At 58.9% G+C, this 11,571-nt stretch carries 14 protein-coding genes; 3 read left to right on the top strand and 11 right to left on the bottom strand.

Features of this window, described 5'->3' with window-relative positions; translation table 11 throughout:
- Positions 1-26: 26 nt before the first annotated feature.
- From ABHM97_RS00575 to ABHM97_RS00545, 8 genes are all read right to left on the bottom strand, one after another.
- Positions 27-251 (bottom strand): helix-turn-helix domain-containing protein, encoded by a 225-nt coding sequence (locus tag ABHM97_RS00575; RefSeq protein ID WP_349469191.1) that lies wholly within the window; start codon positions 249-251, stop codon positions 27-29.
- Positions 252-355: 104 nt separating this feature from the next.
- A complete protein-coding gene (locus tag ABHM97_RS00570; RefSeq protein WP_349469190.1) occupies positions 356-496 on the bottom strand; it encodes a hypothetical protein in 141 nt (46 codons plus the stop codon).
- Positions 444-914: an HIRAN domain-containing protein gene (locus ABHM97_RS21460; RefSeq protein ID WP_502921240.1), complete on the bottom strand. Its 471-nt coding sequence runs from the start codon at positions 912-914 to the stop codon at positions 444-446. Before ABHM97_RS21460 ends, ABHM97_RS00570 begins: the two co-directional genes overlap by 53 nt.
- Before the next feature lie 239 nt (positions 915-1,153).
- Positions 1,154-2,041 carry a HipA domain-containing protein gene (locus ABHM97_RS00565; RefSeq protein ID WP_349469189.1) on the bottom strand — a complete coding sequence of 296 codons (888 nt, stop codon included), beginning with the start codon at positions 2,039-2,041 and terminating at the stop codon, positions 1,154-1,156.
- A gap of 2 nt (positions 2,042-2,043) precedes the next feature.
- Positions 2,044-2,985: a restriction endonuclease gene (locus tag ABHM97_RS00560; protein ID WP_349469188.1), complete on the bottom strand. Its 942-nt coding sequence runs from the start codon at positions 2,983-2,985 to the stop codon at positions 2,044-2,046.
- Positions 2,985-4,163 (bottom strand): restriction endonuclease subunit S, encoded by a 1,179-nt coding sequence (locus ABHM97_RS00555; protein ID WP_349469187.1) that lies wholly within the window; start codon positions 4,161-4,163, stop codon positions 2,985-2,987. Before ABHM97_RS00555 ends, ABHM97_RS00560 begins: the two co-directional genes overlap by 1 nt.
- Complete coding sequence (locus ABHM97_RS00550; protein WP_349469185.1) at positions 4,160-5,656, bottom strand: type I restriction-modification system subunit M; 1,497 nt, start codon at positions 5,654-5,656, stop codon at positions 4,160-4,162. The genes ABHM97_RS00555 and ABHM97_RS00550 overlap by 4 nt, the downstream gene beginning before the upstream one ends.
- A 99-nt stretch (positions 5,657-5,755) precedes the next feature.
- A complete protein-coding gene (locus tag ABHM97_RS00545; RefSeq protein WP_349469184.1) occupies positions 5,756-6,865 on the bottom strand; it encodes a thermonuclease family protein in 1,110 nt (369 codons plus the stop codon).
- A gap of 203 nt (positions 6,866-7,068) precedes the next feature.
- On the opposite strand from ABHM97_RS00545, the gene ABHM97_RS00540 reads away from it, so the two are divergent.
- The 3 genes from ABHM97_RS00540 (at position 7,069) to ABHM97_RS00530 (ending at position 8,807) form a co-directional block, all read left to right on the top strand.
- Positions 7,069-7,575: a hypothetical protein gene (locus ABHM97_RS00540; protein ID WP_349469182.1), complete on the top strand. Its 507-nt coding sequence runs from the start codon at positions 7,069-7,071 to the stop codon at positions 7,573-7,575.
- A gap of 79 nt (positions 7,576-7,654) precedes the next feature.
- Positions 7,655-8,263, top strand: coding sequence for a hypothetical protein (locus ABHM97_RS00535; RefSeq protein ID WP_349469180.1), 609 nt, complete (start codon positions 7,655-7,657; stop codon positions 8,261-8,263).
- A gap of 82 nt (positions 8,264-8,345) precedes the next feature.
- On the top strand, positions 8,346-8,807 hold the full coding sequence (locus ABHM97_RS00530) for a DUF3817 domain-containing protein (RefSeq protein ID WP_349469178.1): 462 nt from the start codon (positions 8,346-8,348) through the stop codon (positions 8,805-8,807).
- A 319-nt stretch (positions 8,808-9,126) separates the two neighbouring features.
- Here ABHM97_RS00530 and ABHM97_RS00525 read toward each other — a convergent pair whose 3' ends face one another.
- The 3 genes from ABHM97_RS00525 to ABHM97_RS00515 all read right to left on the bottom strand — a co-directional run bounded on the left by ABHM97_RS00525 (position 9,127) and on the right by ABHM97_RS00515 (position 11,231).
- Positions 9,127-10,074 (bottom strand): hypothetical protein, encoded by a 948-nt coding sequence (locus ABHM97_RS00525; protein ID WP_349469176.1) that lies wholly within the window; start codon positions 10,072-10,074, stop codon positions 9,127-9,129.
- Positions 10,071-10,748 (bottom strand): DUF6318 family protein, encoded by a 678-nt coding sequence (locus ABHM97_RS00520; RefSeq protein ID WP_349469175.1) that lies wholly within the window; start codon positions 10,746-10,748, stop codon positions 10,071-10,073. The genes ABHM97_RS00525 and ABHM97_RS00520 overlap by 4 nt, the downstream gene beginning before the upstream one ends.
- 105 nt (positions 10,749-10,853) lie before the next feature.
- Positions 10,854-11,231 (bottom strand): RNA-binding S4 domain-containing protein, encoded by a 378-nt coding sequence (locus ABHM97_RS00515; protein ID WP_253464841.1) that lies wholly within the window; start codon positions 11,229-11,231, stop codon positions 10,854-10,856.
- Positions 11,232-11,571 lie beyond the last annotated feature (340 nt).

The following is an 11,571-nucleotide window of genomic DNA, read 5'->3' as shown; positions in this document are numbered from 1 at the left end:
CGGTGAGCGGGCCGACGCGCGAGAATTCACCACCGCACTGCTCCCGTTTCGCTGTCGCGTATGGCGATTTCGAAACCGAGGGCCTGGAAGGCATCCATGAATTTCGACGTCTCAACAGTAGCCTTGCCGGATTCGAGGTCGATGATGAAGCTGCGTGAGACGCTGGCTCGCCGGGCCAACTCTGCCTGGGACCATGCTCGCTCTTCCCTGAGTTCCCGGATCAGGGGTCCGGCCTCACGGACTGTACGCATCAGCAGCTCCTGTCGCCGTACGGCAACTCTTGCAAATGACGCCGTACGCCGACTTTAGCATTTGTTGCCGTACGGCGACAGGTTACTGTGGGCTGCGCCCCTTTTTAGAGCTCGCCCTTGAACGCGCCGCTTTGGAGCGAAGCGAAGAGCGCATCCAGCTCGGACAGGTACTTGCCGCGAGTCAGTTTGGACCTACCGCGCTTGTGTCCACCGAAGCTCGACAATGACGCGCAGGTGCGCTCCATCAGACTTTGGATTTTTTCGGATCACCCGCGCCGAGAAATGTCCTGGGGCGCGCATCATGTCGACGTAGTCCAAGACAGGTGCCGGAACGAACCCGATTTTATGTCCGTTGGACCAAAGGCCCACAGCCCGAGGATCGTTGTGATTCTCGGGCTCCCGTACGGTGTCTAACTCTTGCCCTTTTGAAACCGCAATATCCACATGCCGCAGAGCGTCCTCCGACATGTATCGAAGGCCGTGTACGGGAACAGTAAAGGTCAGAGTGCCCCGAACGAGGTCAACTGACGGTTCTTCGAAGAACTCATAGGTGTCCGAAGTGCGTTTTCCAAAAGAGTGGGCCAGAACTTCAAAAGGCGCTGCGTCCACGGGCAGATCAAGCTTGTCCAGCCATTCTTTACGGTCTGGCCGTGAGTAGCTCATGATGCGCCCTGAAAGCAGAGGGAAAAGCACCGCCGACGAGTACGTCCGGTTTGTATCCGAGAATCCTGGTATGGGTTGGAAGTCCTCAGCCATCAAAGCGGAGGGGAAGTAGGAGAATTCGTACCCGCGGGAGGTCGCGATGGCGCGACCAAGAAGTCGGTAACGTCGTGTCTCAGGGTGCTGCCAAGCGATGAGCAGTGCTGGGGCTCCGTGTTGGACAGCCGCAGGCCGTAGATCCATCACGGAAGTAGACATCTCATCAGCCTTTCCTTATTCAGTCGAACAACTTCAATTGCCAACCTATCGTTGGGCGCCGACATTTTTGAGGACGCGACGATTTCTTCGACTTTGAGCAGATCGATCTTCTCAACCTTTCGGCCCCAGTTTATCCCTAGGTGGAGGCCGGTGGTATCACAGAAGCCTGCAGCGACATCCACCAAGCTCGTCCTGGTCTGCCCCTCAAAGCGTGTTCCCCGCGCTCGCATGACAAATGATTGCAGGCCGTCTGAGTCGTCGAGCAGGCGCCCAAGCTTTTCGACGTTACGTTGCACGATGCCCAAGCTGGTCGCATGATCATAAGAGGGTGCCAGGTGGTAGGTCCCTTTGAGATCCAGCTCCAGACTCCAATTTTCGCTGTGCCTGTCCTGGTTGCCGATCAGGGCGTCGAAAACCAAGTACCCGGCGAACCAATCGGTAGCCGTGAGTCCATCATTCTCGTGACCGATGGGTGGTGAGACGCCGCCCAAGACCCGCTGGATAGTGTCCAAGGAATGCCCCACACCGCCCCGTGCTCGAGGGTCGAAGTCGTTTGCATACTCCGCGATGAATAACGACGCCGAGTTCAGTTGATGTCGAGGGTGCGACCTTACGTCCCTGGATATGCAGCCCAGCTCACCCGAGATCGTAGCCAGGCGAATCTCCGCGGCGGGAATCCCAAGGAGCGCCGCCACTTTACTCGCAACAAACTCAGAAGAGTGCTCATTGGGGCTTCTCTGCGGACGGTTGCGCTTGAAAATCCATCTGGTTCCGTCGGGCGCTATGAACCACGTCTTTTCGTTCTCACCTGCGGGTTCGTCTTCCGCAGGGGTCCACGAAGTGAGGTCAACGTATTCCTCGGCCGCCTCCATTGCTACTCGAAGAAGTCCTCGTCCAGTTCCACGACATCGTAGCTCTGCTTCACTTGTACTCCGACCCGGTATTTGATCATGAGACTGACTAGGCGGGCGCCGTCAATCAGGATTGTGCGGGTGCCGACGCTCCCTGCATAGTCCTTCGCACCTTGAGAAAACCTACTCGTGGTGATGAAGACGCCCTTGGAAGCAGAGAAGCCATGGAGCGCACCTACGAATGCTTGGATCGCTTCGCGTCCAACGGCGTTGTCCGGACTATATCGCTTGGCTTGAATGTAGACGCGATCCAAGCCGAGCGCATCTTGGTCGATAACCCCGTCAACGCCACCGTCACCGGTGCCACCGATACGTCGACCCCGTTGCTCAGCACCCCCGTATCCCATCTTTAGCAGCAGCTTCACTACAGCGTCTTCGAAGAAGTCCGGATGTCCTTCGTGAAGCCGTCGAAGGAGCGATGCTCCCACTTCGTCTTGGATGCGATTTATCGCGTCCTCGATCTGCTCCACTGGTTCCAGTTCTTCCGTTGCCGCGAGGCCGGTCTCTTGCGCAACCTGCGTGGGTGCGGCTGGACCGTCGGCTTTCGGCCAATACTGTGCAAAGATCGTGTGTGCTTGGCTGTAATTGATCCCCTGAGGATTATCAAGAAGCCACTGCCTGCCGGTATCGGTGATGCAGTAGTATCCCTTCACGGGACGGTCGATCCAGCTTGCCCGTGTCAGGTGGCTTAGGACCCAGCCCATACGTTGCTCGTAACGTAGTCCGCCCGAGTTCAGGGTCTCCTCGCGAGCACCCTCCGACAGGCCGGCTTGATCCGCCGCTTGATGGAAGAGCTCCTTCCGGTGGAGCGTCTGTCCACCAGACAAAGCTTGGAGAACCGGCACGATGAGCGCTGGCCAAATCGGTACCTCGGTCGAAGGCGCCTGAGCCGCTGATTCGGTCACTAAAGTTCTCCTTTGAACGCGCGGCTTTGGAGCGAAGCGAAGAGCGCGTCCAATTCCGCAAGGTGCTTGCGGTGGGTTTCCTTCAAACGCTCGACGGCGGCAATTCGGTTTGCGAAGGTCTGCTGCAGTTCTAGCGGGGGAACTGGAATGTGCATTCGCTTGAGCTTCTCACCGGTTAGGTGTGCGATCGTAGCAACCGTCACATGGTCTTTGAGGCCGCCGCCATGAGCCAGAGCCCAGAGCAGGTGAACTATGTATTGAGGATCTAAATCATCAGGATTCGGTCGCACACGGTGAAGTGCTTTCTGGAAGTAACAGTCGGTTGCCTGGTCTTTCCAAATGGCTGCTCGGCCCGGTTCCCCACCTTCACACACCAGGATGTCTCCTCTGCGAAGTGCGAACTCGATTTGGTCTGAGGGGCTAAAGTCCATCTCGAGCAGATCATCCGTATTGATCTGAAACCATTGCACGTTGGCATTGCGCAGATACTTAAAGCCATGCTTTCCAGTCTGGGCCTTCTTGTCCAGCATCTTGCCCAGGCGGCTCGTAGTGACCCGGCCGAAGGCTTTGACTGGCCAGTTGAGGCTATTAGAGACCGTATCGCCGAACATGGAGTGGAAGATCGATTGAGTGAGTGCGTCTAGGCGGGCGATGGCTTGGCGGCGCTTGGCGCGGAGCTCGTCGGCCTTGTCCAAAATCGCCGCGATTCGCCGCTGCTCTTCCAGAGGCGGAAGGGGGATCGAGATAGCGCGGATTCCCCTTACTGACAGATGCTTGACGGTTGCAAAGGGTGTTTGTTGCCAGATGTCGAGCAAAGCCCCAGGGAGAAAGTGGTAAAGGTAGCCCTGATCCAAGGATTTGGCGTTGGCCGTGACCTTACAGACTCGCTGGTTAAGGAGCGCGGGTTCACTGGACCACAATGCGCGGTTGAAATCGCCGTCCATGCCGATGAGTAAGTCGCCTGTTTGCGCGACGAACCGGCTGTCGTAGTTACCTGTGTATCGGGTCTCAGTTCGTCCCCGGACGACATCCCGGATGCGGATAAGGGGCACGCCCTTCGAGTCGGAGAAGAGCTTTGAATCGAAGGCGAATCCGGACAGGATATCCACGTGTTCACCAAGGCTGGCATGTCTCCAGAACTCGCGAGTTTTTCTTGCTGTCACCAAAGTAGAGGTCACTTCAGCAGCTCCCGCAGCTCGTGCATGCCCTGCGTGATCTCGGCCTCGAGCTCATCAAGCGCAGCCAAGATCTCCTCGGGCGCAGCATGCTCGACCTCTTGGTACTCGATCTCCTTGTACCTGTTGAGGGACAGGTCGTAGTCGTTCGCCTCGATCTCCGAAACTGGAACACAGAAAGACTGGTCCGTGCGCGCCCGCTCAAGTTCCGCCGTCGTGCGCTGATTCCAACGCGAGAGGACGTCCTCAAGGTCGGAAGAGCCGAGCGGGGTGCGCTTATCGTCGAGGCTGAAGCCGTCGGACTTTACGTCGTAGAACCAGACGTTGTCCGTGCCGCCGGAGTTTGTCTTGGTGAAGAAGAGGATGGCGGTGGACACGCCGGCGTAGGGCTTGAAGACCCCGGACGGGAGTTTGACCACGGCGTCGAGCTTGTGCCCCTCGACCAGCGTCCTGCGGAGGGACTTGTGCGCGCCGGTGGAGCCGAACAGGACGCCGTCAGGGACGATAACGGCAGCTCGTCCGCCCGGCTTGAGCAGCTTGATGAACAGTGCCAGGAAGAGGAGTTCCGTCTTCTTCGTCTTGACGACGCTCAGCAACTCCTTGGACACATTCTCGTAGTCCAAGCTGCCGGCGAACGGCGGGTTGGCGAGGATAACGTTGTACTTTTCTTCCTCGACAGAGTGCAGGTCGGCAAGTGAATCGCGGTAGGAGACGTCCGGGTTCTCGACACCGTGGAGGAGCATGTTCATTGAACCGATGCGGAGCATGGTGGAGTCGAAGTCGAAGCCATGGAACTGCTCGTGGTGGAAGAACTTGCTCGTCTCATCGTTGGTGAGGAGGTTGGCGTTGTTCCTACGGAGATACTCGCCCGCCTGTACCAGGAAGCCGCAGGTACCGGCGGCTGGGTCGCAGATGGCTTCGAGTGGCTGGGGCGCTGTCATCGCGACCATGAGGTCGATGATGTGCCTGGGGGTTCGGAACTGACCGTTGGTACCCGCCGAAGCCAGCTTCGAGAGCATGTACTCGTAGAGATCGCCCTTGGTGTCGCGACCCTCCATGTTGATGGAGTCGATAACGTCTACCACCTGCTTCAAGACACCCGCGTTCGGAATCTTGAACTGTGCATCCTTCATGTGGTGGCTGTACGTGGAGTCTTCGCCGTTTGACTGCTTGGTCAGCTCAGTACGAAGGAACGGGAAGACGCTCTGCTGGAAGACCGTGAACATTTCGTCCTGCCCAAAGTCCTTGAACTTGGACCAGCGGAGGTCCGAGTAGGAGCGGCCCTGAGGGTCGACACCTTCGGGGAAGACCGCGTTCTCGATAGGCTCGCCCAAGATGTTGGCCTGTTTCTCTGCCCGCGTGTGGTTCTCGTCCAGGCGCTTAAGGAACAGAAGGTACGTGATCTGTTCGATGACTTCCAGCGGGTTGGAGATACCGCCGCTCCAGAACGTATTCCAGACTTTGTCTACTTGGGACTTGATTTCACCTGTGATCACCCATGCGAGTTTAGTGCGTTTTCTGAGGCGCTGAGCCCGATGACAGCGAAGGCCTGGCACCGCCGGATCGTGCGGTGCCAGGCCTGGCTTACGGGTTTGTCAGCAGGGACGCCAGGACTTGCCGCCGGGAGCGTAGCAGCGTGGTCCCGTGTACCCCGGGTAGGGATTCGATTGGGCCGGTGGAGCCGGCGGCACGTAGTTTTGGGCCGGCGGTACGTACTGCTGGGCAGGAGGCACATAGGGTGCCGGGAGGTTGCGTATCCGCTCTGCCTCGGCAGCTGCTGCGGCTGCACGCGCCTGTTCTGCTGCGGCGGCCTCATCGGCAGCCTTCTTTGCTGCTGCCTCTGCTTCCGCGGCGGCCTTTCGTTCTGCCTCCGCTCGCGCGGCAGCGGCCACCCGTTCCTCTTCGGCCTTCTTCTCGGCCGCTGCGAGTGTCTTTTCCTGATCCTTGAGCTGGTTGTGCGCAGACTCAGCCTTGGTTATTACAGCCGTCAGGGCGGTCAACTTTGTGGCTGATTCGCTCGCAGAGTAGGCCGCCCAAAGGATCGAGTTTTCTGTGTCCCTCGCCGCGGACAGCAAGTCCTTGGCTGACTTGGCAGCAAAAATCGCAGTTGCCAGTCCGGTAGCGGATGCTCCCGCTCCGGCCGACGTCGTTGCTGGCGCAGCACTTTGGGCCGCTGTCAGTGCTTCGTTGGCAGCTGCCAGTTGCGCAGGGAGGGTGCACTCGATGTCCTCTGCGAAGAGCCCGGACTTGGCAGTACGCGCTTCCTCAAAGGCAGCTTCGACCGGCGGCAGGAACTTGCGGTTTTCGCCTACGACCATAGGAACTCCCAGTCCGCGACGGGCGATCTCGGCGTTGACCAGCTGATTCTTGGCATTGAAGACACCGGCCAAGGTGCGTCCGTATTTGTCATGGCGTTCGACGTCGAACTCCAACCGGACTTTGCTGCCCACCGGAAGTACCTCCTCCAAATGCTTCGAGGCTTCTGGGCCCAGGCATTCGGTGGGTTTGTTCGGGTCCTTGGTCTCCGGCGTGTTGATATTCAGCAGCCGGATCGTCTGATCGTTGTTGTTGATGGAAACCACTACCGTGTCTCCGTCAACTACCCTGACGACAGTGCCAGAGTCGGCGTTCGCAGCGGCCGCAGCAATCAGCGAGCCCGTAACGACGGCTACAGCGGCTGTTGCTCCAATAATTAGTTTCCGCATGATGTCGGGCCTCCCAAGGGGAGGTGCAATGGATGATGGCTGTGGGGCAGCCTGGGTTGGGCGCGCAAATAGTCCCCCTATTATGCGGATGAAGTGATGAGTTGGCTGCTCAGCAGCCGAGATCACTTTAAGCTACAACTCGCCATCCGCCGGTTTAGCATGGCCTGCGGAGATATTGTGACCCCTGCTTGTCACAATGGACCATGCTCTTCACCAAAAAGTCCCTCACCGCCGATGGCTTCACCGGGTTCAGGCCGCTCGACGAACTCGATCCCATGCGGATTCCCCAGGGACCCGGCATCTTTGTGGTGCTCCGCCCAGCGGATTTTGAGCCCGCATTCCTTAGCAAGAGCACTGCAGGGACATTCAAGAAGAAGGACCCCTCCCTCAAACGGGAAGCACTGGAAGCCGAGTGGCTCCCGGAAGCTTCCGTGCTCTACGTGGGCAAAGCCAGCGCCGGCAGCCAGGGCAACCGAGGGCTTCGCAAACAGATCCAGGAGTTCATGGACTACGGCCGTGGGCGTCCGACCGTCGTGTGGGATGCGCGGCTCATCTGGCAGCTGCGGGACGCCCTCGACCTGGTGATCGCCTGGAGGGAACTCCCCGCGTCCGAGGTCAACCCGGCCGAAGCCGCATATCACGCTGACTTTGTGGCCACTTTTGGCCGGCTTCCGTTTGCCAACCTTGTCCAGGCGCGAGCCCGGAAATAGGGGTTAGCGTTCGACGGCGAACGGTCGGCTGACGCTGTCGACCTCCCGCCCGCTTCGGATCCGGCGCATAATGTGATCCATGACGGCCAGTGACCCCGCTCGTGGCAAACCGGAAGGGCTTCGCATCACCGTCGAGGTGCCGGTTCTCAGCGTCGGCGCCGGCCTTTCCGACTATGGGGGACTCGGACGTTACGTCGATTCGCTCCGCAAGCCGTTGGGACTCCACATGACACTCCTGCACGTCGGGATCCTGGACCACTTGGTGGCGGACATTGAGGCTTGGACCAGAGGACTCTCGACGGCGGATAAGGTGCTTCCGGAAATCGTGAGCTGGCTGACCGAACTGCCGGTTCTGGGAGGTTTCCTTGGAAAGTCGGGCCGACTGATCCCCTTGGGCGGCGGGCGGCTGATGGGCCTGGAAGTGGACGTACCCCAAGAAGTCCACGATTATCAGGCCCTTTTGGTTCAGGGGCTCCACGTGCTTCTGGACGATCTTGGCCTCGACAACATCGACGACTTTATTCTCAGCTCACCTGCCTTGGGCTACAGATCACCGCGGTGGCTGCCCCATATTGCCGTCGGCAAGGCAAGATCCCGACACGAAGAGCCTATCGAAATAGCTCCTGTGGCAATTGAGTTTGGTGATTCCCGGATCCGGAACAGGCAGGCGCTGCCCTCGGCACAATGAATTGTTGTTGGGAGTTGACGCACGGGAAGTTCTACAGCCCGTAGAATATGATGCGTCTCCCGTTTTCTACCTGAGGACTCCCATGCAGCCGCGCACCCTGTTCCGTACCGTCGCTTTTGCCGAGGCCGTGACTTGGACGCTGTTGCTGATTGGGCTCTTCCTTAAGTACGTCACTCGCACCACCGATGTGGGGGTGAGTATCGCCGGAGGCATCCATGGATTCGTGTTCCTTTGCTATGCCGCCACGGCTGCCTTCACCTGGATAAACCAGAAATGGTCCACACGCACTGGCCTGCTCGCGATAATCTCGGCAGTCATTCCCTATGCAACTGTCCCCATGGAGAAGTCGCTTGACCGTCGCGGTCTCCTTGTCGGAGGCTGGCGCTTGGCCGCTGGGGGAGAGAATCCGCGCGGTGGTTTGGAAAAGACCCAGGCTTGGGTATTGAGGAATCCGATCCTCGCTGTGCTGGTGACGCTCGTGGCCGTGGGAGTGGTCTTTAGCTTCCTGCTCTTCATGGGCCCTCCAGGTACCTGGTTCTCCTGACCTTTTATCGGCCAAAACGATGAAATCCCGTGTCTTCCCTGGAGGGCCGGACGCAAACGTTGGTCGAGGCCCCATCGGCAGGCTCCGACACAGACGGCGGGACACAGTCCCGGCATGCGCTCAAAAGAAGCACACTTGCCAATGCCACAATGGCCGACTTCACGCGGGTAGAGGCTGAAAAGCGGGCATTGAAATGTCGTTTCATCGCGGGTTCTTCTCCCTAGGGGCTATTGGGCATGGGCGGTCCAAGGGCTGGTCGAAGCTGCCGATTTTGGGCATGACGGCATCAGGTGACCGCCCAGTCGGTAGTGCTGTCCTGCTACTTGGTCGTTTGTGGGCAGCCCCATGATGTGGGGTTTTGGTCGCAGGTGTCGGCGACGAGGGCTTTTTCTGTTTTCCAGACGTGGATGGTTGTGGGTGGTGTGGTGAGGGTGAGGGTTCCGTTGATGGGTAGGGGTGGGCCGTTGTTGACGGAGTAGGTTCCGGTGAAGCTGGTGGTGAGGGTGGTTGGGTAGTTGCCGGTTTGGGTGTAGGTGTGGCTGTTGCGGGTCTGGGTGGTGAGCCATTGGGTTTGGGGGATGGGGTAGCCGGCGGTTGGTGTGGGTCCGAGTTTGGTGCCGTCGCCGTAGGTGTAGGTGTAGTTTGCGGGGGTGGCGGTGAGGTGGACTTGTTGGCCGAGGATGGTGAGGTCGAAGGTTTGTTGTTTGGGTGTGGCGTAGAAGTTGGTGGGTCCGCCTTTGAGGGTGTTGGGGAAGGGTTGGGCTTGGAGGGTTCCTGGGTTGATGGGTAGTTGGCGGAAGTCGTTGAGGATCCGGGCCGCGATGTTGGCCAGGACGTCCTCGGGCTTGGTGTCGTAGAGGCAGGTTGGTCCGCTGACGGTGGGGTAGTCGGTCCAGACAGGGTTGGTGATTGATTTCGGGGCTTGTCGCCAGATCACTGGTGTGCCTGGTTCGCTGTCGGGTGTTTTCGGTGGGCAGTCCAGGGTGAGGCAGCCTTTGTCCGGGGTGTCCGAACCACCGGAGCGGCAGTGGACATCGGCCATGTACTGGTTCGGGTCCTCGGAGGCAGGCGTAGTTCCTGCTTTAGGTTCCGATTTGCCTGTTTCTGGGTTGAATACGAATGTGGCTCCGACAGCAATGGCTGTTTCGCCACGGCCAACGGTGATTTGCCCACCGTCATCAACCGCTGCCACTGCGTGGGCCGTAGTTCCCGTGGAGCAAGCAAGGGCAAATGCCAAGCCGCACAGCGTGGCGTGGATTGACCTCATTTCTGGCCAACAATCATTCCGTTGTCGACCACTCGCCAGTTGTGTCCTTGAAATTCGAGGAAGACAGCTTCTGCGATGTTGGAGGCGGGAGTCGACTTCAAACCTGCTGACCCATCCGCGTTGAAGTAGTGCGCTTCAGTTTGGACAACTTGGACTCTTGCTTGTTGCCTAACTGCAGCATCAATCCATTGAACCTCTATGGTTGGGGCGGTTACCGTTCCTCCGACTATCCATCTGCCCTGGCTGTAGTTACGTTCGATGGCCTTCACATATGAGGCTGCTAAGGGATTTGTCGTGTCGGTTACCTCGGACCAGCTCGATAGGTCCCCTGTCTCGATCGCATATGAGTAGGTCGCGTACCAGTACCCAATAAACGCCTCCAACCCAGCCTTCGAGTTCTCCTTCGCCAGTTCCGGCATCACGGGGACAGGCACATTCTGGGCCTTGCCATTCGCATCAGCCGGCTTGTAGGCAGCGGAAGAACTCGAAGTAGCCGAAGCAGCCGGCATGGTCGCGCTCGAGGCGGGTGGCGCCGTCGTCGTGCTTGTGGCGGTGGGTGGTTCGCTGGGAGCCGCGCCACCCTGGCAGCCGCCGAGCAGCAACACAAGGACGCTGCCCACGACGAAAGTCCGGGCATCCGAAGACGAAAAAGTAGCACGTGAAACGCGAGACATGACAGGCTCCCCAGCAGCTGTTAGGCGGTGTGCCGGTCAGTCTAGGCCGGGGCAGGTGAAGGTTTCATGTCAGAAAACGCGGCCTGTGGAAAACCGCCTCAAGAGCTATCCCCGCAGCTTCTCCATGTCCCGGCGGTCTTTCTTGGTGGGTCGGCCAGCGCCGCGGTCGCGCTGGGGCAGTCCGAGCTTGGGGGCCACCGGCCGAGGGGGAGTGTGGTCTGTGAAGCAGTGCGAGGCAGCTTCGGCTCCGACACGCTTGGCGATGAGCCGCCGCACCTCAAAGATCCGTTCCCATCCGGATTCACGCACGCGGATAGTGTCGCCGATGATCACGCTTTGCGAAGCTTTTACCGGGTTTCCGTTGATCCGGATGTGCCCGGCGCGGCAGGCGGCAGTAGCGGCAGACCGGGTCTTATAGGCGCGGATCGCCCATAGCCAGGCGTCGACGCGGACGTTCGCTGGGGATGACGACGGGATGCTCATCCATGAATTGTCCCCGATGACAGGGATCTGTGCACGGCGGACACGAGCCTCCTGGGCGCCCCGCAAGGGTCCACGGTCAATATGACTTGCAGCAATTCAATAATTCATATAGCTGGACAATAAATCCTGGATGGAAGGGCTCGGCGTCCAATTCCAATGCAAGGAGCTATTGCCGCGACGCCCAATAATGCAATCCAGGGGACCTCCGGTTTCGGGCTCAACCCATGTGTTAGCGTGTTTCCCGTACTGACCAGTACATATAGCTGGAGTTCAATTAGTCTTTGATCGAATGGAATAAGTAATTGACAAGAGCTATGAGAATTTCCTTACTTCCGTCAGT

The organism is Paenarthrobacter sp. CAP02 (assembly GCF_040137855.1).
GTDB lineage: Bacteria > Actinomycetota > Actinomycetes > Actinomycetales > Micrococcaceae > Arthrobacter.
Note: the sequence above shows the minus strand (reverse complement) of the source record. Positions and strands in the feature narration are given on the sequence as shown.

Excerpts from the sequence above, each read along its gene's own strand:
- ABHM97_RS21460 (WP_502921240.1), bottom strand. The coding sequence starts at position 914 with ATGAGCTACTCACGGCCAGACCGTAAAGAATGGCTGGACAAGCTTGAT.
- ABHM97_RS00565 (WP_349469189.1), bottom strand. The coding sequence starts at position 2,041 with ATGGAGGCGGCCGAGGAATACGTTGACCTCACTTCGTGGACCCCTGCG.
- ABHM97_RS00530 (WP_349469178.1), top strand. The coding sequence starts at position 8,346 with ATGCAGCCGCGCACCCTGTTCCGTACCGTCGCTTTTGCCGAGGCCGTG.
- ABHM97_RS00570 (WP_349469190.1), bottom strand. The coding sequence starts at position 496 with ATGGAGCGCACCTGCGCGTCATTGTCGAGCTTCGGTGGACACAAGCGC.
- ABHM97_RS00515 (WP_253464841.1), bottom strand. The coding sequence starts at position 11,231 with ATGAGCATCCCGTCGTCATCCCCAGCGAACGTCCGCGTCGACGCCTGG.
- ABHM97_RS00575 (WP_349469191.1), bottom strand. The coding sequence starts at position 251 with ATGCGTACAGTCCGTGAGGCCGGACCCCTGATCCGGGAACTCAGGGAA.
- ABHM97_RS00525 (WP_349469176.1), bottom strand. The coding sequence starts at position 10,074 with ATGAGGTCAATCCACGCCACGCTGTGCGGCTTGGCATTTGCCCTTGCT.
- ABHM97_RS00520 (WP_349469175.1), bottom strand. The coding sequence starts at position 10,748 with ATGTCTCGCGTTTCACGTGCTACTTTTTCGTCTTCGGATGCCCGGACT.
- ABHM97_RS00545 (WP_349469184.1), bottom strand. The coding sequence starts at position 6,865 with ATGCGGAAACTAATTATTGGAGCAACAGCCGCTGTAGCCGTCGTTACG.
- ABHM97_RS00535 (WP_349469180.1), top strand. The coding sequence starts at position 7,655 with ATGACGGCCAGTGACCCCGCTCGTGGCAAACCGGAAGGGCTTCGCATC.
- ABHM97_RS00540 (WP_349469182.1), top strand. The coding sequence starts at position 7,069 with ATGCTCTTCACCAAAAAGTCCCTCACCGCCGATGGCTTCACCGGGTTC.